This window comes from Bradyrhizobium sp. Ash2021 (genome assembly GCF_031202265.1).
In the GTDB taxonomy this organism is placed as follows: Bacteria; Pseudomonadota; Alphaproteobacteria; order Rhizobiales; family Xanthobacteraceae; genus Bradyrhizobium.
Map to the genome: position 1 here is coordinate 7,736,348 of NZ_CP100604.1, position 24,839 is coordinate 7,761,186.

21 protein-coding genes and 3 pseudogenes are annotated in these 24,839 nt (G+C 58.7%); 15 read left to right on the forward strand and 9 right to left on the reverse strand.

From position 1 onward, the window contains the following. Positions 1-128: 128 nt before the first annotated feature. Positions 129-1,721 (reverse strand): annotated as a pseudogene (locus NL528_RS37290) (GMC family oxidoreductase); the annotation flags it as partial. 267 nt (positions 1,722-1,988) lie between these two features. Between NL528_RS37290 and NL528_RS37295 the strand changes: the two are divergent. The 7 genes and pseudogenes from NL528_RS37295 (at position 1,989) to NL528_RS47350 (ending at position 7,819) form a co-directional block, all read left to right on the forward strand. Then, positions 1,989-2,816 (forward strand): alpha/beta fold hydrolase, encoded by an 828-nt coding sequence (locus NL528_RS37295; RefSeq protein WP_309179346.1) that lies wholly within the window; start codon positions 1,989-1,991, stop codon positions 2,814-2,816. Positions 2,817-2,927: 111 nt separating this feature from the next. Then, on the forward strand, positions 2,928-3,272 hold the full coding sequence (locus tag NL528_RS37300; RefSeq protein WP_309179347.1) for a DUF3551 domain-containing protein: 345 nt from the start codon (positions 2,928-2,930) through the stop codon (positions 3,270-3,272). A 155-nt stretch (positions 3,273-3,427) separates the two neighbouring features. Beyond that, entirely contained in the window at positions 3,428-4,414 is a 987-nt protein-coding gene (locus tag NL528_RS37305) for an MBL fold metallo-hydrolase (RefSeq protein WP_309179348.1), read from the forward strand. A gap of 60 nt (positions 4,415-4,474) precedes the next feature. After that, entirely contained in the window at positions 4,475-4,912 is a 438-nt protein-coding gene (locus NL528_RS37310; protein ID WP_309179349.1) for a DsrE family protein, read from the forward strand. A 160-nt stretch (positions 4,913-5,072) separates the two neighbouring features. Then, positions 5,073-6,581, forward strand: a complete 1,509-nt coding sequence (locus NL528_RS37315; RefSeq protein ID WP_309179350.1) for a catalase — start codon at positions 5,073-5,075, stop codon at positions 6,579-6,581. Further along, the gene (locus NL528_RS37320; protein ID WP_309179351.1) at positions 6,566-6,919 is read left to right on the forward strand and encodes an SDR family NAD(P)-dependent oxidoreductase; all 354 of its coding nucleotides are present in this window, start codon (positions 6,566-6,568) and stop codon (positions 6,917-6,919) included. The genes NL528_RS37315 and NL528_RS37320 overlap by 16 nt, the downstream gene beginning before the upstream one ends. 28 nt (positions 6,920-6,947) lie before the next feature. Then, positions 6,948-7,819, forward strand: a pseudogene (locus NL528_RS47350) (SDR family NAD(P)-dependent oxidoreductase). Positions 7,820-8,121: 302 nt separating this feature from the next. Here NL528_RS47350 and cydB read toward each other — a convergent pair. The 3 genes from cydB to NL528_RS37335 all read right to left on the reverse strand — a co-directional run bounded on the left by cydB (position 8,122) and on the right by NL528_RS37335 (position 12,046). After that, positions 8,122-9,132 carry a cytochrome d ubiquinol oxidase subunit II gene (gene cydB / locus NL528_RS37325; protein ID WP_309179352.1) on the reverse strand — a complete coding sequence of 337 codons (1,011 nt, stop codon included), beginning with the start codon at positions 9,130-9,132 and terminating at the stop codon, positions 8,122-8,124. Beyond that, positions 9,129-10,529, reverse strand: coding sequence for a cytochrome ubiquinol oxidase subunit I (locus tag NL528_RS37330; RefSeq protein WP_309179353.1), 1,401 nt, complete (start codon positions 10,527-10,529; stop codon positions 9,129-9,131). Before NL528_RS37330 ends, cydB begins: the two co-directional genes overlap by 4 nt. Positions 10,530-10,663: 134 nt before the next feature. Then, positions 10,664-12,046 carry an aldehyde dehydrogenase family protein gene (locus NL528_RS37335; protein ID WP_309179354.1) on the reverse strand — a complete coding sequence of 461 codons (1,383 nt, stop codon included), beginning with the start codon at positions 12,044-12,046 and terminating at the stop codon, positions 10,664-10,666. A gap of 637 nt (positions 12,047-12,683) precedes the next feature. On the opposite strand from NL528_RS37335, the gene NL528_RS37340 reads away from it, so the two are divergent. Together NL528_RS37340 and NL528_RS37345 are read left to right on the forward strand one after the other, a co-directional pair. After that, complete coding sequence (locus tag NL528_RS37340) at positions 12,684-13,106, forward strand: hypothetical protein (protein WP_309179355.1); 423 nt, start codon at positions 12,684-12,686, stop codon at positions 13,104-13,106. Beyond that, a complete protein-coding gene (locus NL528_RS37345; protein ID WP_309179356.1) occupies positions 13,088-13,291 on the forward strand; it encodes a cold-shock protein in 204 nt (67 codons plus the stop codon). The genes NL528_RS37340 and NL528_RS37345 overlap by 19 nt, the downstream gene beginning before the upstream one ends. Positions 13,292-13,561: 270 nt before the next feature. Here the strand turns inward: NL528_RS37345 and NL528_RS37350 are convergent, their stop codons facing one another. From NL528_RS37350 to NL528_RS37360, 3 genes and pseudogenes are all read right to left on the reverse strand, one after another. Continuing rightward, positions 13,562-14,287 carry an SOS response-associated peptidase family protein gene (locus NL528_RS37350; RefSeq protein ID WP_309179357.1) on the reverse strand — a complete coding sequence of 242 codons (726 nt, stop codon included), beginning with the start codon at positions 14,285-14,287 and terminating at the stop codon, positions 13,562-13,564. An 18-nt stretch (positions 14,288-14,305) separates the two neighbouring features. Next, the gene (locus NL528_RS37355; RefSeq protein WP_309179358.1) at positions 14,306-16,369 is read right to left on the reverse strand and encodes an ATP-dependent helicase; all 2,064 of its coding nucleotides are present in this window, start codon (positions 16,367-16,369) and stop codon (positions 14,306-14,308) included. A gap of 65 nt (positions 16,370-16,434) precedes the next feature. After that, positions 16,435-16,638 (reverse strand): annotated as a pseudogene (locus NL528_RS37360) (hypothetical protein); the annotation flags it as partial. Here NL528_RS37360 and NL528_RS37365 point away from each other — a divergent pair. The 5 genes from NL528_RS37365 (at position 16,567) to NL528_RS37385 (ending at position 21,248) form a co-directional block, all read left to right on the forward strand. Further along, the gene (locus tag NL528_RS37365) at positions 16,567-17,505 is read left to right on the forward strand and encodes an ATP-binding protein (RefSeq protein WP_309179359.1); all 939 of its coding nucleotides are present in this window, start codon (positions 16,567-16,569) and stop codon (positions 17,503-17,505) included. The pseudogene NL528_RS37360 and the gene NL528_RS37365 sit on opposite strands and share 72 nt — an antisense overlap. Then, complete coding sequence (locus NL528_RS37370) at positions 17,502-17,711, forward strand: hypothetical protein (protein WP_309179360.1); 210 nt, start codon at positions 17,502-17,504, stop codon at positions 17,709-17,711. The genes NL528_RS37365 and NL528_RS37370 overlap by 4 nt, the downstream gene beginning before the upstream one ends. Continuing rightward, positions 17,708-19,714 (forward strand): TniQ family protein, encoded by a 2,007-nt coding sequence (locus NL528_RS37375; RefSeq protein WP_309179361.1) that lies wholly within the window; start codon positions 17,708-17,710, stop codon positions 19,712-19,714. The genes NL528_RS37370 and NL528_RS37375 overlap by 4 nt, the downstream gene beginning before the upstream one ends. A 596-nt stretch (positions 19,715-20,310) precedes the next feature. Continuing rightward, positions 20,311-20,610: a hypothetical protein gene (locus tag NL528_RS37380; protein ID WP_309179362.1), complete on the forward strand. Its 300-nt coding sequence runs from the start codon at positions 20,311-20,313 to the stop codon at positions 20,608-20,610. A 50-nt stretch (positions 20,611-20,660) separates the two neighbouring features. Then, positions 20,661-21,248 carry a hypothetical protein gene (locus NL528_RS37385; RefSeq protein WP_309179363.1) on the forward strand — a complete coding sequence of 196 codons (588 nt, stop codon included), beginning with the start codon at positions 20,661-20,663 and terminating at the stop codon, positions 21,246-21,248. Positions 21,249-21,455: 207 nt separating this feature from the next. Here NL528_RS37385 and NL528_RS37390 read toward each other — a convergent pair whose 3' ends face one another. After that, positions 21,456-22,022: a phasin family protein gene (locus NL528_RS37390; protein WP_309179364.1), complete on the reverse strand. Its 567-nt coding sequence runs from the start codon at positions 22,020-22,022 to the stop codon at positions 21,456-21,458. Positions 22,023-22,722: 700 nt separating this feature from the next. Here NL528_RS37390 and NL528_RS37395 point away from each other — a divergent pair. Then, the gene (locus NL528_RS37395) at positions 22,723-23,277 is read left to right on the forward strand and encodes a hypothetical protein (protein ID WP_309179365.1); all 555 of its coding nucleotides are present in this window, start codon (positions 22,723-22,725) and stop codon (positions 23,275-23,277) included. A gap of 262 nt (positions 23,278-23,539) precedes the next feature. Here the strand turns inward: NL528_RS37395 and ftsZ are convergent, their stop codons facing one another. Further along, the gene (gene ftsZ / locus NL528_RS37400; protein WP_309179366.1) at positions 23,540-24,802 is read right to left on the reverse strand and encodes a cell division protein FtsZ; all 1,263 of its coding nucleotides are present in this window, start codon (positions 24,800-24,802) and stop codon (positions 23,540-23,542) included. Positions 24,803-24,839 lie beyond the last annotated feature (37 nt).

The window sequence follows — 24,839 nt, forward strand, 5'->3', positions numbered from 1 at the left end:
TTTGGCATAGAGGCCATTGCGCCGCTCGTCTCAATGGATTCGGCTACCCGAATGGCTGACACGGCGCCGTCAGCTTGCCGATTCATAACTCGGTCTCGTGCGATTGTTGTGGCACGACTGCGGTTCCAATCCTCACGAATCATGTCCGTCGCTTTCTCCGCGATCATGATCGTGGGAGCGTTGGTATTGCCTCCGGGAGCCACGGGCATGATCGATGCATCGACGATGCGCATCCCTTCCAGGCCGTAAATCCTGAGACGCGGATCGACCACCGCCAATTCGTCATTCACGCCCATCTTGCAAGTTCCCACGGGGTGATAGACCGTATCCACACGCTCCGTCAGGATCTTGCGGATATCATCGTCAGTGCTAACGTTGGCCGTGAACATGTCGCCAGTTCTCATGTTGCGCAGCGAAGGTGCGTCCATCAGCCTGCGGGTCAGCTTGAAGCAGGCGACCATATTCTCCATGTCCTCAGGCTCGCCAAGAAAATTGGGGTCAATGATCGGCGGGCTCATCGGGTTCGTATCGGCAAGACGGACAGAACCACGGCTTTTTGGACTCAGCAAAGATGCGTGGCACGAATAGCCGCCACCCAAATGCAGTTTTCGACCATGATCGTCGATAGCGGTGATCCCGAAATGGAGTTGGAGGTCTGGAGCTTCGAGTTCTGGCCGGGTCTTCAAAAAGCCGCCTCCCTCGGCAAAGTTCGACGAAATCGGCCCCCGCCGCGTAGATAGATATTGTTTCACGGCTCGGACAAGGCGAACCACGCTTCCGACGGAAATACCTATCAGGTGAGGCTCGTCTGAGGTGTACCCGAAGACGAAATCGGGATGATCATGCAGGTTCTGTCCAACGCCGGGCAGGTCGCATATGACCGGTATTCCAAGCTTCTGTAGGTCGGCGGCAGCTCCGACACCCGACAGCATGAGTAACTGCGGCGTCTGAAAAGCCCCGGCACTGAGAATGACTTCCCGGTTCGCATAGATGCGCCGGACCTGACCGCGCTGCACGTACTCGACGCCGACGGCGCGCTTGCCTTCGAACAAAATTTTGCTCGCGTAGGCCGCAGTCTCGACGCGAAGATTTTGGCGCTTTCCCATGTACGGATGTATGTACCCTCGGGCGGCGCTCCAGCGCTCACCGTTGAGCTGGGTGACTTGATAGATGCCGATACCCTCCTGGTGCTTCCCGTTGAAATCGTCGTTGATCTGAAAGCCGGCTTCACGCCCAGCCTTGAGATAGACCTGTTCGGTGGGATTGTCGGTCTGAAGACTGGAGACCTTAAGAGGTCCGCCCTTGCCATGATATTTCCCGGAGAATTCTTGATTGTCTTCGGACCGTTTGAAATACGGCAGCACATCCTCGTACGACCAACCCGTGTTACCCATTGCAGCCCATCGATCATAGTCCGTTCGATGCCCGCGAATATAAACCATGGCGTTGATGGCGGATGAGCCACCCAGCCCTTTGCCGCGAGGTTGGTATCCTCGCCGGCCACCCAGTCCCCTTTGTGGGGTCGTCTTGAATGCCCAGTTGTGAATTCCGGTGGCCACCATGATGAAGAGCAGGAACGGAGTCTTCGTAATCCAATCGTCGTTCCGTCCGCCGGCTTCCAGCAGCGCCACGCTCACATGCGGATCTTCCGAGAGACGACCTGCAACCGTGCATCCCCCCGAACCTCCACCGACAACGACATAATCAGCAACTTCGCGCATGTTCATCTCCCATGATTCAGATAGCGCAAAGCTCTCACACAAATCACCGTCTTGATTGACCCGCAATGAGCCAAGTTGTCGTTTCATGATCTGCGCAGGCTTAGTGCACGAAGCCGCCGACTTGCCGTTACCGTCACCGCAGCCTTCTTAAAAAAGGTTCACAGAAATCCAATCTCTAACGTCGTTCTTTCCCTAGACCGATCATCACAAGCCGGTGGTCCCGTCACGGAGCCGCTCAGCACTTCTCGATCATGGAAAGGACTTACGATGAAACGTCTCATTCAGGTTGCCGTCGCGGCAGCCACCTTGTCGACAGCACTCGTTTGTGACGGTGCCCGGGCCGCGCAAAAGCCCACTGTCGCCCTCGTTCACGGAGCGTGGGAAGAATCTAACGTGTGGGGCAACGTGGCGCCAAAACTCAGGGCCGATGGCTACCGAGTCGTCGTGATCACGATGCCGGGCCGTCCGAGCGATCCGTTCCCCCTCAACAAGGTCAGCCTTGACCTCTATCGCGACACGATTCTGAATTCCATCGACAAGGAACGGCATCCGGTCGTGCTCGTTGGGCACAGCTTCGCCGGCATGACCATCTCCGCAGTTGCTGAGACCGCTCCCTCTAAGATCAAGACGCTCGTTTATCTGGCGGCCTATCTGCCGAAGGACGGCCAGTCTCTCCTTGATCTCGGCAATTCGGATAAGGACAGCAAGATTGGCCCATTCCTGAAGATCATGAAGGACCAGGGCATTGCGGTGATCGATCGATCCGGTCGAGCAGATCTGTTCTGCAACCTTTGTTCACCCCAACTGCGCGCCGCAATTCCGAATCTCATCGTCGATGAGCCGCTGGCGCCGCTCGTGACACCCGTGCACCTGACCGCCGACCGGTTCGGCAAAGTCGACAAGGTGTACGTTCACACCGCCCGGGATGTGGTGGTCAGCCCCAGCCTTCAGGCGTCCATGGTAACAGCCACTCCGGTTCGCCTCGAGCTGACGCTCGACACCGGCCACACCGCGTTTCTCACTGATCCCGACGGTCTTGTAGCCGCCATCGAAAAGGCCGCAAGCCCGCTCGAACTCGGATCGGGCGCGAAGTAGCGACAGCATTGCCCGATGGGTTCAGCCGTCTATCGCGAAATCCCGACGAGCTGAACCCATTGCGCACCATTGGCGCACAGATTGCACACACCGAGAAAATGGAGAGACGATATGCGACCGCTTTTCATCGGCCTTGCGGCAGCTTCTATTGCGATAGCAGGCTTCGCTATCACGACGTCTGCAAAAGCGTACCCCTTCTGCCTGGTCGAGGAAACTGAGCCGTGGTGCGGCTATGCGACCCTTGAGCAGTGCCGGGCCTCCGCGTCCGGCCGCGCAGCCTTTTGCGTCGCGAACCCTGCAACGGTCGCCGCCGTGCCGTTTAGAGAAAGCTACCGCGGCGCGATCATGAAGCACGCCGCCAGGGTATCGAAAAACGTGGCTTTCTTCATGAGAGGTAGTGAACGTTATTCGGCACCGGGAGTGCCTGATCCATTGAACGATATCCACCAAGAATGAGATCGATATCCACGCGAATTCACCCGCGTTTATCTGCGTAAGTCATCGGCCCGGCCTGCCGTTCTAGGCGGGACGACAATGGAAGCCTCGATGTCGGTTGCAAAATGAAATTCGAGCGTGGCCCGGTCCTATTGTCATCAGCGAAAGGAACTATCATGTCTTTGATCAGCAATACCACTCTGTCACGTCGGGGCTTCTGCACCTGCTGCGTGGCCGCTGCCAGCTTCGCCGTCACGGGCGCGTGGCTGAACCCCTCGCAAGCTTTCGCCGAGGCACGCGACATCGTGGATCTTATCCGTGACGACGCGGCAAAGGCGCCCATCAAGGTCCACAAGCTGCGCCGGAACGTCAGCATCCTCGAGGGCTCGGGCGGCAATATCGCTGTGTTGACCGGCGGTGATGGCAAGGTGTTCATCGACGCTGGAATAACCGCGTCCCGCTCACGAATCCTGGAAGCCGCCAACAGCCTTAGCCGTGACCCGATTAAGCACTTAATCAATACCCATTGGCACTTCGATCACACGGACGGTAACCAGTGGTTGAACGCGGAGGGGGTGGCTATTCTCGCGCACGAGAACACGCACAAACATCTCCTGGCTGCCCAGAGGGTCGAAGACTGGGATTTCAACTTCCCCTCGTCACCGCTGGCGGCCGTTCCGACGGAAGTCTTCTCCTCAGAGAAGACCCTGACCCTGAATCGCTCCACCCTGCACCTGAAACATTACGATCCCGCGCATACGGACAGCGACATATCGGTCACATTCACTGAGGCCGACATCCTCCATTGCGGCGACACGTACTGGAACGGCATCTATCCCTTCATCGATTATTCGACCGGCGGGAGCATCGACGGGATAATCAAGGCGACGGAGGCGAACATCGCCGCCGTCAGCGACAAGACGATCGTCATCCCCGGACACAACCTGCCCGGTCACGACAGCCCGGTAAGCAACAAGACTGAGCTCGCGGCCTATCGCGATATGCTCGTCGCGATCCGCGAGAATGTTGCCAGGCTCAAGCGCCATGGCAGTTCTCTCGACGAGATTATAACCGCCAAGCCCACGGCGGCGTTCGACGCGAAGTGGGGTCAATTCCTCATCACACCGGCCCTCTTCACTCGCTTAGTCTACCAAGGCGTCTGACGCTGGCCATCGGGCAATCTGCACCGACGCGAGCGTCGGCCTCAACAAAGGAGCTAGAAAGTGACAGTCTCGAAAAAATCTCTTCACATCGACATTCCGGTTAAGCTTACAGAAGCGAAGGTCGTGTTCAGCATCGGCGCCTTGGCGTTCGAAGGCGATCTGCCCGCTTCCATATTCCACCTTCAGCTCATCGAGAACGATGTTGCCGATTGGAAGGCCATATCGGAGGTCGTCGCCGTATTTCACACAAATGCCGGCCACGTCACGCTGCACGACAGTGCCTACAACACCGACCGCGGCATTGCCACGGGCAACCCTTACAAGGGTCTCGTCTCTGACCTGATGAAGCGCGGCGTGCAAATCGAACTATGCGGAGCCACGGCGAAGGTCCATGGGTGGGACAACGCGGACCTGCTTCCCCAGGTCCGGGTCAACACCGACGCAATGGCGAGGACCATACAGTTGGTTCAACAGGGATTCATAAAGATCACGGAATAGTCGGATCTTGCCACGATGTCGCTGAGAGACGCACTGAGTTCAGCGGAGTGCAGACAAAAAAGTAATTGGCAGCGCCTTCAATGCGATGTGCTCAGCGCTGATCGAGACCAATGCTAGTCCAATCCGGCCCTACTCAGAAAAATAAGCAAGGAGAAATCCAATGAGCAATGAGAGCAGACGACCATCGCTGTCCCATGCTTCAGGCACGCCGGTCGCCGACAATCTCAACATTCAGACCGCCGGGCCACGCGGTCCCGCCCTGTTGCAAGATGTCTGGCTGATCGAAAAGCTGGCCCATTTCGCCCGAGAGGTGATTCCTGAGCGGCGTATGCATGCCAAGGGTTCCGGCGCGCACGGTACCTTCACCGTGACCCATGGCATCACTCGCTATACCAAGGCCAAGATCTTTTCGCAGATCGGCAAACAGACGCCGATGTTCGCCCGGTTCTCAATCGTGGCAGGCGAGCGCGGAGCAGCGGATGCCGAGCGCGACATTCGAGGCTTTGCAATGAAGTTCTATACTGAGGAGGGCAACTGGGACGTCGTCGGCAATAACACGCCGGTGTTCTTCTTCCGCGACCCTTTGCGTTTTCCCGATCTCAATCACGCTATCAAGCGTGATCCGCGAACTGGTATGCGCAGCGCCGACAACAACTGGGACTTCTGGACGCTACTCCCCGAAGCCCTGCACCAGGTTACGATCACCATGAGCGAGCGCGGCATTCCAACGAGTTTCCGCCACATGCATGGTTTCGGCAGCCACACCTACAGTTTCCTCAACGCCGCGAACGAGCGCACTTGGGTCAAATTCCACTTCCGTACCCAACAAGGGATCCAGAACCTGACGGACGCGGAAGCCGAGGCGCTCGTCGGCAAGGATCGTGAAACGCATCAGCGCGACTTATTCGAAAATATCGAGGCCGGCAATTTTCCGCGTTGGACGCTCTTCATCCAAGTGATGACGGACGCCCAGGCGAAGATTTTCGCCTTCAATCCCTTCGACCTGACCAAGGTCTGGCCAAAAGGCGATTTCCCTCTGCTTGAGGTCGGATATTTCGAGCTTAACCGAAATCCGGAAAACGTGTTCGCGGAGGTCGAACAAGCAGCGTTCTCGCCCGCCAACATCGTCCCAGGCATCGGCTATTCGCCTGACAAGATGCTGCAGGCGCGGCTGTTCTCCTACGGCGATGCGCAGCGGTACCGGCTGGGGGTCAATCATCACCACATCCCCGTCAATGCGCCGAAATGCCCATTCCACAGCTATCATCGTGATGGCGCCATGCGCACCGACGGCAACCTAGGTGGAACTCCGACCTACTTCCCTAATAGCCGGGGCGAGTGGACCGACCAGCCGCACCTCAACGAGCCGCCGCTCGAGATCATCGGCGCCGGAGGCCACTGGGATCACCGGGTGGACGACGATCACTGGCAGCAGCCGGGCAATTTGTTCCGGAAGATGCGCCCGGATCAGCGCCAGACGCTTTTCGACAATACGGCGCGCCAGCTAGGCGGCGCGGCGACACACATTCAGGAACGCCACATCGCCAATTGCGCCAAGGCGGATCCGGCTTACGGCAAGGGCGTCGCAGATGCTCTCTCGCAGCTGGCCGCCGCCCGGCCTGGTAAGGCGCCGGCACACCGATCCGCCGGGCAATGGGCAGCGGAGTAGAAAGCAGCCGCGCTTTCCAGCGCATTTTCATGAGCACGACCGTTTTGATCACCGGTGCGTCGAAGGGTTTGGGCAGGGCAACGGCTTTGTTCTTCGCTACCAAGGGCTGGAATGTCATCGCTTCGATGCGTTCGACCGAAAAGGAGACGGAGCTGACGTGCCACGAAAACGTTCTTATCGTTAGGCTGGACGTCGAGGATGCGGCTTCCATCGATAGCGCGGTGCTGGAAGCTATGGAGAACGTCGGCAGAATGGACGTGCTGATCAACAACGCCGGTTTCGGCCAGTACGGTTTGTTCGAAGCGCTGACGCCCGAGCAGATTTCAGAAGCAATTTGACGTCAACGTTTTCGGCACCATGAACGTCATGCGCGCCGAGCTGCCGTATTTCCGCGTCCACAAGGGCGGCATGATCATCAACGTTAGCTCCGCGGCGGCCGTGTCGGCTTTCCGCTGATCTCCATGTACGTTGCATCGAAGTTCGCACTGGAGGGCTTTTCGGAAGCTGTCGCTTACGAGTTGGCGACCCAAAACATCGTGCTCAAATTAGTCGAGTCAGGCGGTATCGCAACTCCGTTTCACGAGGTATCTACCGAGAAATACGCCACCAGTTCTGCGCTCGCTGATTACGATACCTACGTCGCTGCATTCAACAACCGTTTCGCGGCTATGTACGAAAATCTGGCAACCGCTGAACGGGTCGCCGAAACGATTTACGTTGCCGCGACGGATGGACAAGACACGTTACGCTACGTGGTCGGCAATGACGCCGAGGGCTTGATTGATGCTAGAACCCGCATGGGCGACGAAGATTACGCACGAACATGCGATCGGTGTTCGAGGCGTAGGTCGCGTGGTTGTGCCGGTCACCGTTCGCGATCTGGAGAGAGCGAATGGTGGATTCCCCCTAACCCAGTCAACAAGCCTCACCGCTACCACAGAGGCGCCTACGAAGGCCACACATCGAGCTATGTTCTGCCGGCTCAGGCTTCCATCGCGTGGCGACCCACACATGCTTCTTCTTTTCGGCGCGCTCGCGCCCACACATGGCCTTGGGCCAACGGGGGCAGCTCCATTCAGGGCACGAAGCGACCGTGGCTCGGGCGATCGACGAAGCGCCGACCAACAACAGTGACCGCTATCGCCTTTCAACAAGAAGCTGCGGATCGCCTGGACCATCATGAGCGAGGGATACAAGGAGCCAGAGCTGCTGCCGGCGGCGTAAGGCAGCGGATTTGATCGGCAGAGCTGACTTGACGAGGGCACCACGACACAGATTCGGTCGTTTCGGGGGCCGGGAGAATTCGCTTGGATCATCGTATTTCCAAGAGTGGGCTTTCATTGGGGCCCGCTCTGCGCCGAGCATTGGGAATAGCGGTCAAATCCGCCGCATCAAAAGGCCGGACCTGTGACTGCGCTCGACCAGTGCTGCAAGCCGTCAGAAAGGTCTTCCCACGGCGCCCGTCCACACGTGAGCCATTAGCGGAGCGTGGCTTGGAAAGCAGGTGTTCGTTCGGACGCGTTTGCTCTCCAGAAGGACGTCAGTGGTAGCTAGTGTCGGCCCGGACTTTCCCGCGAAACACCCAGTAAGACCATCCAGTGTACATCATGATCACCGGCAACAGAACCAGCGTGCCGACCAGCAGGAAAGCCTGGGTGCGCTCGGAGGAGGCTGCCTCCCACAGAGTGAAGTGGTAAGGCACGATCATCGGGTAAAGGCTGATCGCGATGCCAACATATGACATGACGAATAGCAGGATCGCGCCCGCGAACGGCAGGACTTCGGCGCGGTTGCCCAGCGCCCGCCATGTCGCGAATGCGGCGCCGGCGGTTGCGATTGGAACCGGCGCTAGGATCAGGATATTCCGCCAACTGAACCAGCGCGCGGCCACGACCGGGCTCGCGACCGGGGTCCAGATGCTGACGACGGCGATGGCCGCCAGCACGCCAATCAGACAGATCCGGCCATGGCGGCGCGCGGCGGCCTGAATGTCGCCTTCGGTCTTGAGAATCAGCCAGCCGGCGCCGAGCAGCCCGTAACCGAACAGCAGCGCCACCGCCGTCATCAGTGAGAATGGTGTCAGGAACGCCAGCGAACTGCCGGAGAATTGCCGACCGGTGACCTCAAATCCCTGAATGAAACTACCAAGCACGATTCCCTGCGCAAAGGTTGCGATCGCCGAACCGTAGTTGAAGGCGTGATCCCAAAATGTCTTGTGCTCGGCATCGCGAAAGCGGAACTCGAAGGCGACGCCGCGAAACACCAGCGCCAGCAGCATCACCAGGATAGGGAAATAGACCGCCGGAATGATGACGGCGAATGCCAGCGGGAATGCCGCCAGCAGGCCGAGCCCGCCCAGCACCAGCCAGGTCTCGTTGCCGTCCCATATCGGCGCAATCGTATTCATGATGGTGTTGCGGGAGGCGGTATCCTTCGCAAGGCCGTAGAGAATGCCAACGCCGAGATCGAAACCGTCGAGCAGCACATAGAAAAACACCGCCATCCCGAGGATCAGCGTCCAGATCGGAACGAAGTCGAGGACTTGGGTCATTGTCCGTCTCCTCCGCTGACGATCGCTCCGGCGAGTACCGGCGCCTTGGGCCGTCCCGCCTCGATGGCGGGCTGCGCCTCGTCCGTCGGGGCCGGCCCCTTGCGCACGATGCGCCACATCAGAAATACGCCGGTCGGGTACATGAAGAGGTAGACCGCCATGTAGGAGAGCAGCGAAATGAGCACGTCGATGCCGGTCAGGGATGGCGACACCGACTGCGCGGTACGCAATAGGCCGTAGACAGTCCAGGGCTGGCGTCCGACTTCGGTCACAAGCCATCCGGCGATGACGGCAAGGAAGCCGATCGGGGTCAGTATCTGGCAGAGCAGCAGAAACAATGGCGTGTCGGTCAACCGGCCGCGCCAACGCAGCCATCCGCCTAATAGCATAACACCGAGCATCAACATGCCGCAGCCAACCATGACGCGGAAGGCGAAGAAGGGAATCAGCACCGGCGGCCGCTGGTCAGCTGGGAACTCCTTGAGACCTTTGACCTCGCCATTCAACTCGTGGGTCAGGATCAGGCTGCCAAGATGTGGCACGTCGATCGAGAAACGATTGGTCTCGGCATTCTCGTCGGGGATGGCGAACAGCGTGATCGGGATATCGCGCCCGGTTTCCCAGCGCGACTCGATCGCCGCGAGTTTGGCGGGCTGGTGTTCACGCGTGTTGAGTCCATGTGCGTCGCCCAGGAAGATTTGCAGCGGGACCAGTGCGGTGAGCAGCCACAGCGTCATCGACACCATGGTCCGGCCTTCTGCAGTGAACTTGCCTCGCCGGAGGAAATAGGCGCCGACGCCCAGCACGACGAAGCCGGTAGTGATAAAAAACCCGACCACGGTGTGCCCGAGCCTAAATGGAAACGATGGACTGAAGATGACCTGCAGCCAGTCCTTCGGAAAGAACCGGCCGTCGATCAGCTCAAAGCCCGCCGGGGTCTGCATCCAGCTATTGGCCGCCAGGATCCAGAACGATGAGAACAGTGTGCCAAGCGACACCATCAAGGCTGCGACAAAATGTGTCCAGGCCGGCACCAGTTTGCGTCCGAACAGCAGCACGCCGAGGAAAGCGGCCTCGAGAAAAAACGCGGTAAGGCCTTCATAGGCGAACAGCGGCGACAACACGTTGGCTGTGGCGTCCGAATAGCGGCTCCAATTGGTGCCGAGTTGAAACGGCATAACGATGCCGGTGACGACGCCCATCCCGAATGCGATCGAAAAGATCCTGATCCAGAACATCGAAACGCGGAGATAGACGTTGCGCCCGGTAAAGAAATGGAAGCCCTCCAGCACGGCGACGAATGCCGCCATGCCGACGGTGAACGCCGGCAGCAGGATGTGCCAACCGATGACCCAGGCGAATTGCAACCGTGATAGCAAAACAGGATCAAAGTTCATTTCATGCTCCTTCACAGAGCGACGCGATGCAGCAGTGATATTGTCGGGCCGTCGCGCCTGTTGTCGATTGTCCTCCGCCCTCGCGCTTTTCTCACTTGCCGAAGGCCGTCATTTGGGCTTGCGATGAACAAGAATCAGTAGTCGAACCAAATTTTGAGGTCTTTGTTCTTGGCGTCGGAATAGGGAGGGAAAAGATGGTCGATGGACACATCTGGGGGTGATACCAGCACCGACTTGGCGTGCGTTAGTTCGTCGAATCCGTACTTGCCATAGGAGTGGCCTATGCCCGACGCTCCAACGCCACCGAAGGGCATCGTGACCAAGAAGAGGTGGATGTTGACCTGATTGACCGCACCGCCTCCAAAAGAGAGTTGGCCAATGAAACGGTCGATAGCGGCCTGGTCTTTGCTGAAGATGAAGGCGGCAAGCGGAGCCGCCCCTCGGGCGATCCGCGCCATAGCCTCGTCCAGTGTCCGGTAGGTGAGAACCGGTAGGATAGGTCCGAATATCTCGTCTTCCATGATCGGATCCTCCCACTGCACCGGGTAAAGGATGGTCGGGTCCAAATATCGGGCGGCCGCGTCGGATTGCCCTCCAGCAACGAGTTTTGTCGGGTCAATCAAAGCGGCGAGACGAGCGACATCTTTTTCGCCGATCATGCGCGAATAGTCGGGATTGGCCTTCGGTTCTTTACCGTAAAGCTCCACCAGTGCCGCCTTTGCTTCGGCGACGAAGGCCTCGGCTACCGACTCGTGTACATAGGCATAACCGGGAGAGGTACACCACTGACCACCCCAGGCAGTAGCGCCCCAGACAATCTTTTTAGCGGCGTCTTTGATATTTGCTGTCTCATCGACTAAGGCTGGATTCTGTCCTCCAAGTTCCAGTAAGACAGGGATCAGATTCTCGGCTGCCGCGCGAGCCACGATCTTGCCAACCTTGGTACTGCCCGTGAAGAAGATGAAGTCGAAGGGCAGACTAAGTATCGCAACCATCTCTTTGGGGCCGCCCTCCACCGCCAGAACCGCCCCGGGCTCGAAATAGACCGGAATGAGTCTGGACAGAATCTCAGTGGAAGCGTTTACGCGGTCACTTAACTTCAGGGTGCAGCAATTGCCGGCGGCGAGTGCCGTAATGGCGGGACGTAACAGTAGAAGTAGCGGACCGTTCGCAGGACCGACGATCAACGCGACTCCATAAGGATCTCGGTAGATTACGCCACGATGGCCTGTTGCCGCCAACGGCTTCGGTATTAGACCTTCGGTTGGTTTCATCCAGTCACGAAGCTGGCTCTTTTGGAAATCAATCTCGGCGAGACATGCCTGGGTTTCAAAGATCTTTTCTTGACTGGCAGTTTTGAAGTCCGAAGCGATCGCCGACTGTAAGATGGCCTCGTTCTCGCTGATCATCCGCGCCATGCGATCGAGTTGCTCGATCCTCCACTCGTAGCTGCGCGTGACGCCTGTGGCGAAATAGCGTTTCTGAAGTTGCAGAAGGTCGGCGAAGGAGTTCGTCATGGAGCTTGCTCTTTCTTAGAGGAACCGTGCGCCGACAACCGTGCCGGCGGATCGAGAGGCGGGCGGCAATGCGGTCATTCGCTTCTGTCGCACCTAATCAGAGTAAGCTACGCGGGCAGGGGCTATTGTTCGTGGACAGAAACGCTGTTTTGGAACAAACCTGCTTTTCAATCGGCGACCTACTTGGTCGCGCTCGACGCTTTTCGTGTTCAGCTGACGGGCGGCCGCATAAGGGGCTGATAAAGGAAGCCCCGATGAGCCGACTCGATTCGAACGAGTTAAGTGGGTCGAGCGGTTCACCGTGCGCTATGCGATGCGAGGGCGACCGGCCATCTATTGAGCCTCATGAACGTCAAGCGTGAAAGTTGCGCGCCCGATCGCGCCGAGCGGGCGGCCTGAGCGACGTAAGCCTTAAGTTAAGTGGACCAATCGGGGCGCCAAATGATCCGATGGCTGCGTGTACGGTTGCGCGCCGCTCAACCGCCGCCCCGCGAGAATGGCATTTGGATGTTGCCAATTTGGCGCACTGGGCGGAAGTCAACGAGCCATCCCTGCGTGGAGCCTTGGGCAGCTGGACTTCCCGATCAGTTTGGCGATATTTTGGACGTCATATTTAGTTTTAGTTGCGAGCGCACGCGTGAGTTTTCAGATCACGGTCCTGAAAGTGCTGGCTGGACATCCCGAGGGGCGGGCGTCTGTCGCTGACCTGACGCGATATGTTGCGGTTTTGTCGTGCAGTGGGGCTGATTGGTCCGAGCGGATGAAACGCTTAGCGGCGCGAGCCCCTGGCTTGGATATTTTTTCTAGCGGCTACGTTCTACGCGAAGACAGCGGCTGGTTGATCACCGATGTTGGCCGAAGGTTTCTTGCCTCAATCGAAACGCCGGTCATGGAGGCCAGGCTCGAACCTGTCTTTGATGCGTCCGCTGCGCCGGTCGCAGTGGGTCCACATACGAATGTCATTCATCTTAGTGAACACGAGTTCACGCGGCGGCGTCGCGCCGCCCAGAATGCGACCGAGGAACAAATTGGAGAGACGGCGTGGCGACAGGTACCGTAAAGTGGTTCAACTCGACCAAGGGCTATGGCTTTATCCAGCCTGATGGTGGTGGCAAGGATGTGTTCGTACATATCTCAGCCGTCGAAAAGGCGGGGCTGAGCAATTTGAATGAAGGTGCCAAGGTGAGCTACGAAGTGGTAGCGAACCGCGGCAAGGAATCCGCCGAAAACCTCCGGGTAGGTTAGGCGTCCCAACGCTTCTCCGGAGATGACCGCCAGCAGGCTGGCGGACACCATCGCGTTGGCGAGTCTGATGCCGAACACGAGTGGCTTGATGCCGTCGATAGCCGGATGAGTTCAGCCGTAGTGCACCACGAACGTCGGATCGACGTCGCACGTCTGGAATTCTTAAGGCAGGCCCAGGTTCAGTTCTTTTCGCCGTACTCCGGTCCGTGATTGCCGAATACACTCCCAGATTGTGCCGCCGCTCGCAAGAGGGTGTCGTTTCTGCACTCATCAGACCGTCGACCGCATTGGATCTTCCTTTGCGCTGCGGGCGACGATCTGGAGTGAACCGTCCGGAAGCGGCCGCTGCAGCCTAAGCGCTTCGTTCGGAGGCGCGCTCATCCAGGTCTCGACCTCGTCCGGCGTCGTCAGGATCACGGGCATGGCCTTCGGATGAATGGCGCCAACTTCTGCGTTCGGCTCCGTCGTCAGGAACGCGAAGATGTCGTTGGTGGTCTCGCCCTCCTTCAGCTTCCGCACCGAGGTCCAGTTGGTCCAGATGCCGGCGAAGCAGGCGAGCGGGCGGCTCTCGTCGAACGCAAACCAGATGTCGCCGCCCTCCTCCTTGTTGAATACGCTGAAACTGTTGAACGGTACCAGGCAGCGGTTCTCCGGACCCAGCCATCTCGTCCAATGTTTGCTCTTCACGTTCCGGATGTTGGTCGTGCCGCCATCCGGCTCCATTCGGAGCAATTCCTTGAAGTCGACCGGCTTGCCCTTCGCCTCCAGCTTGGCTGCGCGCTTCTTGGTCGCTTCCATGAGAGCATGCGCCGACGACGGCATACCCCACCGCGCCGTCGCGAGTTCGCGGCCGTCGGCGCCGGTGAGCACGATCGGCGCTTGGTAGTCAGGAAACACGCCCGGCATCGGAGCCAGGTTGCCGACGTAACGATTGACCACGCGGAACAGCCGGCCGATGGCCTCTTGGTTCGTCGTTATCGAGTACAGATTGCACACGTTCGAACCCCGGGACGGTTATCGCCACATTCCGCGCATCCGGGCGCCGATGTCTACCTTCGGTCCCTGGCTGGCGGCACGCGCGCCGGCGCCGGCAGGAACGACGGGCCACGCGGCCCGTTCGAACAGGCCGAGCAGCTTTTCCGGAATGAAACGAGTCCGTGAGGCGTAAAGGTGACGGTCGCCCTGGGCGTGCTGCCCGTGGACGAAGAACCGCTGCGGGACGATCAGATGCAGGTCGTCCTTGGCGCGGGTCATCGCGACGTACAGCAGCCGCCGCTCCTCCTCGATCTCCGCGGAGGTGCCGACGCCGAGGTCGGAAGGCATGCAGCCGTCGACGACGTTGAGCAGATAGACCGACTTCCACTCTTGGCCCTTGGCGGAATGGATGGTCGACAGGATCAGGTAGTCCTCGTCGAGCAGGGGTACCCCGGCCTGGTCGCTCGTCGCGTCCGGCGGGTCGAGCGTGAGTTCGGTCAGGAAGCGTTCGCGCGAAGGATATCCGGATGTGATCTGCTCGAGTTGCAACAGGTCGGCTCGCCGCGTCTCGGCATCTTCGTGGATGCGGTCGAGATGCGGTTCGTACCAGAGGCGGGCCCGTTCCAGATCGACGGGCCATTCGGAATAGCGGAGGTTTCCCACCACCTCGACGAAGGCTGTCCAGTCGGCGCCGGCGCGGGCAGGTGCTGGAACGTCCGCGAGTGCCGCGATGGGGTCGGCGGACTCGGCCATGCGGTCGAGCACGCGCTGCGCTGTCGCCGATCCGATGCCGGGCAGAAGATGCAGAAGGCGGAATCCGGCTACCCTGTCGCGCGGATTTTCCACGAACCGCAGCAGCGCCAGCATGTCCTTGATGTGGGCGGCGTCGAGGAATTTCAGGCCGCCGAATTTCACGAACGGGATGTTCCGGCGCGTCAGTTCGATTTCGAGCGGCCCGCTGTGGCTGGACGTCCGGAACAGCACGGCCTGCTCCTTCAGAAGGGTGCCGGATTCCCGGTTCTCGAGAACGCGCTCGACGATGAAGCGCGCTTGGTCGGCCTCGTCGCGGACCGAGACAAGTTGCGGCTTCTGCGCGGAGGCGCGCTCGGTCCAGAGATTCTTGGTGAAGCGCTCCTTGGCCAGACCGATGACGCCATTGGCCGCGGCGAGGACCGTGTGGGTCGAGCGGTAGTTGCGGTCGAGAGTGATGATGTTCGCCGGCGGCGAGAACTGTTCGGGGAAGTCGAGGATGTTGCGTACGGTCGCGGCGCGGAACGAGTAGATCGATTGGGCGTCGTCCCCGACCACCGTCAGGCCGCGGCCGCCGGGCTTAAGCGCCAGCAGGATCGAGGACTGCAGTCGGTTCGTGTCCTGATACTCGTCGACCAGAACGTGGTCGAAGCGCCCGCCGACGTCGTCGGCGAGCCCGGCGTCGCCGACCATCTGCGCCCAGTAGAGCAGTAGGTCGTCGTAATCGAGCACGTTCTGCTTCTGCTTGGCCTCGACGTAGGCGGCGAACAGCTCCTTGAGCTCCGCCGCCCAGCCGGAGCACCACGGATAGAAGGCGCCGATGACCTGCTCGATCGGCATCTCGGCATTGACGCAGCGCGAGTAGATGGAGAGACAGGTTCCCTTGGTCGGGAAGCGGCTCTCCGTCTTGGAGTATCCCTTCTCGTGTCTGACCAGGTTCATGAGGTCGGCTGAGTCTTCGCGGTCGTGGATCGTGAAGGCGGGATCCAGCCCGATCTGTTCGGCGTACTCGCGCAGCAGCCTGGCGCCGATGCCGTGGTAGGTGCCGGCCCAGGTCAGCGCGTCGGTCATGATGCCACCGTTGTCGCCCATGACCTTGCGCGCGATCCGTTCGACGCGCTTGGTCATCTCGGAAGCTGCGCGACGGGAGAACGTCATCAGCAGAATCCGACGGGGATCGGCTCCCTCGACGATCAGATGGGCGACCCTGTGCGCGAGAGTGTTCGTCTTTCCGGATCCGGCGCCAGCGATGACCAATAGCGGGCACGCAGGCAGCCCTTCCTCTTCACCGTGCTCGACAGCACGCTGTTGCTCTGAATTGAGCGTTTCGAGGTAGCCCGTGGCAGTCTGCACCGTGCGATTCCGTTCATGGTCCGAGAAAACTGACGGTCGATGATTCTTGTCAGCGCCGCAACATTTCAGGGTTCCGGTCGGGCGTGGCGCGGTTGCCACGCAAGCTGCAGAAGAGTCGCCGCCGGACGCCGCCCCACCTTCGGGCACTTCTGGCACCGCAGCCTGCTCACCAGGTCGTGCACGAAGGTGGTCGGCGGGTGCTTCATGCCGGCGAGATCGACGTCGCTCGGCGTCTTGCAGCGGGAGCACCGGATTTCGAGCCACGGGAAGAGCAATACGTATTGCCGATCATCGGACCCTCGCAAAGTGGAAAGTCGATCGCCTTGGACCATTACTGCGAGACCGTGATCGAAAACGAAGGGCATCCGAAGGGAGAAATCCCTTTGCTGCAAGTTCGAATCTCGAACGGCTCGTCTTTGAAGCAATTGCAGGCTGATATCCTCGGTCCCCTTGTCGTGGATGAAAACGGAGAGGTGGTCGAGCGCGAACTTCTTGATGTAAAAACACAGGTACAGTTCCGAGCCAAAGTCAGACGATACGCGAAGAAGCGTTCCTGCGAAGTAATCGCGCTCGACGAAGCCCAACATTTAATCACCCGGAACGCCGGGAAGACGGCCATTGCAGTGGCAGAGTCAATCAAGCTAATGGCAATCGAAGGCGCGGCGTCGTTCATCGTTCTGGGCGTCCCCGAAACGTGGGCGATCTTCCAGGCTAACAACAAGCAGCTACCACTCCGATCGCGGCCGCCGATATTTCTAAACCCGCTTGATTTCGAGCGTCCACACGAAGCCGAACTCTTCGCCGGGTACGTCGTGATGCTTGATGCTAAGCTCGTCGAACACGGAATTACAACTGAACTGTCCCACTTCGATGACGCAGCCTTGATCGCTTCCTTTTGGGAGGTCTCTGGCGGCGTGGTCGGCATCGTATCTCGCCTAGTCCGTGTCGCTTGGGAGTACGCTTACTCGCTCGGCATTTCGGTCGTTCCAAAGGAGTTCCTAGCCGAAGCGACGGACAACTGGGCCTTGGAACTAGGCATCGCGCGCTCAAATCCGTTCAGCGACGGCGCTCGGTCCGTGCGAATTGTCAAAGAGGAGATAGGCTTTAGTGTCGGTGCGATTGGGAGAGCAAAATGAGCGAAAACAAAGTTGTTTACCTCGATCAGGTGCGATTATGCCGGTACGCTGAGAAGCTAGATTGTACGATCATCGTTGATGACATCCAGCGCCGACTCCCACCAGCGTCCGGGAGAGAGTCGATCGCTCTCGCCGCGCTCGTCAAGCTTTTAACCTTGGCGGTCAACACGGCTTTAGACGAGCGCGATAGCGGGGACTTGCGGTGACCGGTGAGGTCGGCATTTACCGGACAACGATCGATGGAATGGAGGTCACTTCATTTCTCGATCCGCCGGCACCAGCACCGGATGAAAGTCTCGTGGGCTGGGTGGCGCGTGCCGCTGAAGACCATGCTTTTCGTTCTATCAGTCGCGCACTGGAGAAGGTTGGCGTTCTTAAGTGCAGCCCAGAAACTCTTCCCCTTTTGGGCCATCAGATATGCGATCAGATTTCATTCTTGCTCAAAGCTCCGAGAGCAGAAGTCGAAGCTCGGATCTACGGGGCCGTGCACCAGACTAGCGGGCGAAATCGTCAGATCGAATTCTTCGGTTCGAAGATTAGAAAGACGTATCGACAAAGTAAGATCAGGAGAGTTGCACCCCGGGCACTAGTAGCCTCTGCACATCATCGGGCGATCTGGGATATCCGGATATTCGGATTTTGCGCGGACACGAAAGAAGTGTTGCTCGAAACATGCCCGGTATGCCGGAAAAAGCTGGGATGGCGCCGAACCCATGGCATCGAGTATTGCGACAGCTGCAAGGATGAACAAGGCGAAAGAGCAACTGACCTTCGCGACTTTCCTCAACCAATCGTTGCAACTCAGGATGAAGCTGGGCTTTCAATCATGTGCGACTTGATCCACCCCCTGTCTGAGCGAAGGGAAAAGGCTCGAAGGTCAATCAGCGCTCCGCTAGTTGAATATTCGAACGACGACATTTTTGAATTTGGAATTGCGCTATGTTGCGCGGAGACGATGAAGCCAACTCGGACGCAGAAGACGCTTGAGCGACCCAAGTGTCTCGAAGACTATGCACGGTTCACGCCAGAGATCCTGGCACACGCCGGGCGAGCTATTTTGGATTGGCCAAGCGGTCTGCATTCGATCACTGACAGTATCCGAGCTAAAGCAGAACAACGGAAGGCCTTTTACGGAATTGGGAAGGAGTTGGGCCCTCTGGCAGCAGTAAGGCGACTGAACACCCTACCGCTAGGCATCGGGAATCTGGTGCAAGATGCGATCGATAGAGACATGCTAGAAACAGCGGCGTCTTCACCAACGCCGAGGCGTGCGGATTATAGGACTCGAGAACTGATAACCTGCCGCAAAGCGAGCCAAAAGTATCATTGCGAGCGCGCGCTCCTTGGACGTCTCGCGAGAGAAGGAATCCTAAAATCAATCAGGGCCGACGGCTGCAGACTGGCTCCTCTGCTTCTGTACGATGCCGAGATTGCCGACCTGGTTGAGAGGGCTTCCGAAGCTGAAAGGAGCATTAAGGCGGCAACGAGGCTCGGCATTCCAATTGGTGCTATGCCCGATCTTGCAAGGCGGGGAATGATTACCGAGGTGAAGGGGCCGGAGATACGATTGCTGGGCTCGAATGATTGTTACAAGACGAAGAGCATTGATGATTTAATCGCTTCGATCGAAGCTGCGGCAAATTGTGGTACGCCTCCTGAGACGCACGTGACAATCACGAAAGCGGTAAACCGTATTGGTTTTCCGGGACCGAAGCCGTGGGGCGACGTGTTCCAAGCTATCCTCGATCGAAAGCTGCAAATTTGGCGTATAGAAGAACGCATCACGGCAGCCACGAAACGTAACGCTGTTGAACACATCGACCAAGTGTACGAGCTCGTTGCGCCCGCTCGCCTCCACCTTCATTCGGAACAACAAGGCTTCGTGACCTACCGGGAAGCTGCTGACATTATTGGGACTTGCGAGGTGGCCATTGCTCATCTCGTCCGTGCCAATCAGCTCGCTGCTACCGACCAGTCTCGATTAAAACTTGAGAGGTCTGATGTCATTCGTTTTATCAAAGAGAAGATGCTGACATCGGAGCTATCGAAACGACTTGGCATCACATACGGGCAAGTACCACGTTATATGGCTAGTCTCGGAATTGAGCCAATCTTGAGAGCCCCAGCTGACGGCAATTTCGTATGGTCCAGACAGCTGGTGGAAGCGGCATTGTCGGGCTCTAAAAACCTCGCAGCCACAACAAAATGACGCATAGCTGGCGTCGCGGGTCCCCCCGCAAGCGCAGCGTTCCCGTCCGCTCTGCGCGCCCCCATTCGCGTGATGCGGACTCGTCTCCTAGTCGCCCTCGCCTCTCTATAAGGACCCCTCTCCTACCTCGAGTTTAGAAAAGCCATCTCCGTCAGCCAGTTAAGCGGCAAGAGTCAGTGAATCGCGAAAAACTCCGTTCGGGAGTCCGAAGCGCTGCATATTGAGGAGTCTACTGCATTGAAAATCCCTAGACTATTCAGGGGCGGTCAGAGTCTATGACCTAGCAAACCGACAATTACTTAGTGAAGGAGCAGATTTTCTTGCGGACCGCTTCGCGGGCCGTTTCAACTTTGCTCCTCCGCGCTTCTCCCTCGCTTGCCGAGACTCCGTACCGCACGCCGAAACCCGACGGCACCAACCGCATTCCGAAGACGGTAGCGGGTGTCCAACCGGCTACTTTGCGACTGGTCGCTGGTGCGAGGCGTTTCATAAAGACACTCCGTACTGCCACGCCGAAGGTCACGGGAGCAACCTATCCTCCCGGTTTCTTCGCCAGCGGGAATTCGTACGAGAGATTCAAGTAAGCGACGCCGGATATGTCGATTCGTCAGCTTGATGTGCTGTATGATGGTGGTAGTGATCACGCTTCCGCCCAATACCAAGCCGCGGTTGCTGTAATGCGGAAGCTCAATGGGTTCATCCGTCAGCAAAACATCGATAGTTCACGAAGCGATGGATCAGACCTGTTCCGCATCAAAGCCGTAGAGAAGTGGCTGTTCGTCCATCAAAGCAAGGATGCGCCAGTTGATCCTATTGACCGCGCCCTAGATCTCGGAAATGGCAGCGCAGTTTGGAAGAACACGCGGCCTGCGCCTCAAAACATTCAATTGGAGTGATAGTTCGCGAAGACAATTTCAGTATGCTTTGAGCTAACACGGAGCGACCCATGCGTGTCGCGATGTACATTGTGGCGGTGTTGGTGGTGACCACGCCATCAGAAGCCTCGAAGTCCTGCATGACCAAGGCTGAAGCGCGTCAGCAGTTCGGTTCTGTTCACATCTACTGGCACGGCCCAGATCGTTGCTGGGATGCGACTCCGACACGACGCCTCAGCCTCCAAAAGGTTCAGCAAAAAACTCCCGCCCGTCAAAAAACTCCCGCTCGTGAAGTTGAACAATCGACTGACCAGCCCAAGTGGCGCGATTCCAGGTCGGAAGTGCTGGTTGACAACGGACCTGTGCAGCCGCTCGGGGTGACCGCGGATGCCCGTCGTGATGGGGACGACGATGCTGTCACCGGCAAGCCATGGATAGATCGTTGGGTGGACGCGGAGCCATCCCCTCTTGCCGCGCGCTGGGTTGATATCGCAGCGGTGGAGCGGCCGCCCATCATCGAACGCAAAGCGGAGCGGTCGGTCAGGCCGTACGGTGTGGTGCTGGTGTTCGTCGTGATCGTCGTGCTGGCGCTCGGGACGATCGAGGTTGTGAACCGCCGCCCGATCTATGCATGGCCGCCATCAGGAAGAACGACGTAGCGCTCTGCGCGCTCTGCCCTGCGCATTGAACGCCATCTGGGTACAGGATCGACTGCGACACAGCTCCTTGTTGTCGGCGTCGGTGACGCGGACAGCACGGCCTTTGGGTACGACAGCGTCGTGCATGCACTCGCAGAGTTTTGACGGTCGCACCGTGGTAGCAGCGCGCCGCGGCGCGACTGGCGCCGCGCCGATTCGCCCTGCGCGCTAGTGACGTGTAGCGCGCAGCACGAACGTGGTTTGGGTCATCCTGGCCACGAAGCCTTCGAGATGCACAACTCTCTGTCTGGCCAATTCGCTGTGGAGTTCGTGAATCTTCCGCGACTCGGCAAAAACGGTCTCGAAAGCCTGCTTCGCGAATTCCGTCTGAACCTCAAACGCCTTATCGAGCGACCGTGCGGCCGCGAGCTTCTCCAGGAAGGACCAGGTGAGTTCGACCGATTTCCCGGTGTAGGCGCCATAGGCATTGGCGATCGTTGCAATGCTGACCGCCACGGGCTCGGCCGATACGGCAGGGACGGTCGGGATGATATCAGTTGCGGAAGTTTCACGTGTAGAGATGTCGATCGACGCGACCGGTGCGCTGATCTGCTCGTTGATCTGCTCGTTGAACTGTACTTGGGCGTCCTGCAAATGATCCGGCCTGGGCTCCGCCTCGGGGCCTTGTTGTTCGCCGGCTTGCTTCCGCGGCTCGACCTTCCTGCCCTGCCGCTCTGTCTTCCCCTTGCGCGGGCTGGACTTCCCGATTGCTTTATTCCCACCTGCATTCAACATTGGGATCGCTCCAGATTTCAAGTATGAATCAAGCCACAAGCCTTCGTCCTGTTTGTGCTGGATTCGCGGTTGTGCCTTGTTCCTCGCGTGACGGTCGTGTGTCTACATTTTGAAGAATGAACTCCAGCGGGCATCTTGCGCCCCACTCCGGCGGCCTGGCGGAGCAGGGCTTGACCTGTCGCGAGCGATTGGCGGATGACGTTGCGCTATTCCGTCCTGTGCGCTGAAAGCCATTTGGGGACAGGATCGAGCGGCGCGCGATACAGCAGATCCTTGTTGTCGGCGTCGGTGACCCGGACGGCACAGCCTTTTGCATTCGGTTCGGGCTGCACCGGCGACAGCTCGTTTGCCAGCTGATCGGCTCTGTCGGTGCTCGAATTTTAACCCGGCTGCTAGTGCTAACTTAAAAATGCCCTGCTCAGTGCGTGGTGAGATTCCACTGCACGCGGGTAGCAGGGACTTTTTCCGTTTTGTAGATCGCTAGAGTCCGCTGTGGGGAACCACTGCTGCATCAGATGTTGAAATTAACCATTTGTTAACCCTACGGTCGCCTAATGCAAATGATTTGGAGGGAATTTGACTCACCATGTCGGCCCCCTGCGACGCGAACGAAGTCTATGCCTTTGTCGGCCGATCTTGCCTTTTCGTTCGTTAGCCAGGCTGGCAGTTCACGTTCCGGCTGTCCTACGCGGAGCAAAAAATGTTCGGAGAGAACGACTTAGTGGACAATCTCAGCCGCGATCTCGATCGCGCGCGCGGAAAGCGCGACGCACTTGCATCTGATGTCACGGCACTGACGGCTCAGATCGCCGAAATCGAAGCCCGCCTTTCTGAGGAAAAAAAACGGCGGGAACGCAATCACGTCTTAGGCGAAATCGAAGCGATAAAAAAACGAATCATACAAACTGCCAGCGCGTTTGCGCCTGTCGTCAGTGAGCTCTGCGAGGCGACCGAGATGGCGGCGGCAGTCGTGCCCGAAGCTCGCGAGCTTAATAACTTTCTGTCGTCCGTCGCGGCCGAAGTTGAAACCGTAGTCGATCCCTTATTGCGCGAACTGGACCGACGCGCGGATGCGGTGCGAGTCGGCCACGCTGCACTGGATCTCCCGTGTTTAGCCAATGAGGCGCCGACCGAACTGCCAAAAGATAATAATGATCGCTTACTTCGCTTAATCCGCCTTCCAATATGGCTGTCTCGGTCCAAGGAGGTGGAAAAAAGAGAAACTGCGGAGAACCCGCACAGCACAGCCGCGTGAATTATCGGTGCGCTGCGGACCTCACAGAGCCTCGATGCTCATTCGCAGGTTCGGCGGGCCGAAATCGGCTATGATAGGCCTCTATGGGGAAAGCTCGCGATAACAAGCCATCCCCAATTGCAGCTGCAAAAGAGCGAGCTGCCCCCTGCCAATGTTGGCCCTCCTCTGTTCCCAGTCGAGCATTTTCCAGCGATCCGCGCGATCCGTACTTCGCTCGCGTGCAAAACCGCATGAGAAGAGTTGCGCCCGTTCTTGCGACGGCTCAGTTGGCCTTGCGGCGCAGGAAGGCCGGGATATCGAGAACGTTTTCCTCGATCAAATTACGCGCAGGAAAGGAGCGACCGTACGGATCGAGGCCCTGCGGAGCCGCGGGGCGCGCATGTTCCGCATTCGGGTTTGCCGCCCACCCTTCGGGGTGTTGGGCCGCTGGGAGGACCGGCGGACTCTCTAATTGCGGCAGCAGTTGACTACGCTCGATGCGGCCGGCGATGCGACGGCTGTCGTTGCGCAGCCTGCCGGCGAGTTCCGTGAGTGAGCTTTCCGCTGCTTGCGTCTGGTGCGCCGGATCGAGATTATCGATGCCTGTCGCCACCACCGAGACGCGGACGATACCTTCCAGACTTTCATCGAAAGACGCGCCGACGATGATGTTGGCGTCCGGGTCTGCCTCTTCGCGAATGCGGGTGGCAGCTTCGTCGACCTCGAATAACGACAGGTCCTTGCCGCCGGTGATGGAGATTATGAGGCCACTGGCGCGCTTGATCGAGGGATTCTCGATCAATGGATTGGAGATCGCAGCCACAGCGGCGTTGAGCACGCGCTTCTCGCCAGAAGCCTCGCCCCTGCCCATCATGGCCTTGCCCTTCTCGCGCATCACGGCGAGAACGTCGGCAAAATCCAGATTGATGAGACCTTCCTTGACGATAAGGTCGCTGATGCAGGCCACCCCCGAATAAAGCACCTGATCGGCCAGGGCGAAGGCATGGGCGAACGTGGTCTTTTCGTTGGCCACCCGGAACAGGTTTTGGTTTGGGATGATCAGCAGGGTGTCCACCACCTTCAGCAATTCGGCGATGCCGGCTTCGGCAAAACGCATGCGGCGCTGGCCCTCGAAGTGGAATGGTTTGGTGACTACACCGATGGTGAGAATGCCAAGCTCACGTGCGGTCTTGGCGATAATGGGGGCTGCACCGGTGCCGGTACCGCCGCCCATGCCGGCAGTAACGAACACCATGTGTGCACCGGTCAAATGATCGCGGATCACATCGATTGCCTCTTCGGCTGCGGCGCGCCCCACTTCGGGCTGCGAGCCGGCGCCAAGGCCTTCGGTCACCCGGGTACCCATCTGGATGACGCGCTTGGCCATCGACATGGTGAGCGCCTGTGCGTCGGTATTGGCGACGATGAAGTCGACGCCTTGCAGCCCGGCCGCGATCATGTTGTTGACGGCGTTGCCGCCGGCGCCGCCGACCCCAAACACGATAATACGCGCCTTCATCTCGCGAATATCGGTGATGTCGGTCATTTTTGCCTCAATTTGCTCTGGCCGTTGGGAAATGAGA

Bases quoted from the DNA above. Each gene is read 5' to 3' on its own strand.
- NL528_RS37295 (WP_309179346.1), top strand. From the start codon at position 1,989: ATGAAACGTCTCATTCAGGTTGCCGTCGCGGCAGCCACCTTGTCGACA.
- NL528_RS37300 (WP_309179347.1), top strand. From the start codon at position 2,928: ATGCGACCGCTTTTCATCGGCCTTGCGGCAGCTTCTATTGCGATAGCA.
- NL528_RS37305 (WP_309179348.1), top strand. From the start codon at position 3,428: ATGTCTTTGATCAGCAATACCACTCTGTCACGTCGGGGCTTCTGCACC.
- NL528_RS37315 (WP_309179350.1), top strand. From the start codon at position 5,073: ATGAGCAATGAGAGCAGACGACCATCGCTGTCCCATGCTTCAGGCACG.
- NL528_RS37320 (WP_309179351.1), top strand. From the start codon at position 6,566: ATGGGCAGCGGAGTAGAAAGCAGCCGCGCTTTCCAGCGCATTTTCATG.
- cydB (WP_309179352.1), bottom strand. From the start codon at position 9,132: ATGACCCAAGTCCTCGACTTCGTTCCGATCTGGACGCTGATCCTCGGG.
- NL528_RS37330 (WP_309179353.1), bottom strand. From the start codon at position 10,529: ATGAACTTTGATCCTGTTTTGCTATCACGGTTGCAATTCGCCTGGGTC.
- NL528_RS37335 (WP_309179354.1), bottom strand. From the start codon at position 12,046: ATGACGAACTCCTTCGCCGACCTTCTGCAACTTCAGAAACGCTATTTC.
- NL528_RS37370 (WP_309179360.1), top strand. From the start codon at position 17,502: ATGAGCGAAAACAAAGTTGTTTACCTCGATCAGGTGCGATTATGCCGG.
- NL528_RS37380 (WP_309179362.1), top strand. From the start codon at position 20,311: ATGTCGATTCGTCAGCTTGATGTGCTGTATGATGGTGGTAGTGATCAC.
- NL528_RS37385 (WP_309179363.1), top strand. From the start codon at position 20,661: ATGCGTGTCGCGATGTACATTGTGGCGGTGTTGGTGGTGACCACGCCA.
- NL528_RS37390 (WP_309179364.1), bottom strand. From the start codon at position 22,022: ATGTTGAATGCAGGTGGGAATAAAGCAATCGGGAAGTCCAGCCCGCGC.
- NL528_RS37395 (WP_309179365.1), top strand. From the start codon at position 22,723: ATGTTCGGAGAGAACGACTTAGTGGACAATCTCAGCCGCGATCTCGAT.
- ftsZ (WP_309179366.1), bottom strand. From the start codon at position 24,802: ATGACCGACATCACCGATATTCGCGAGATGAAGGCGCGTATTATCGTG.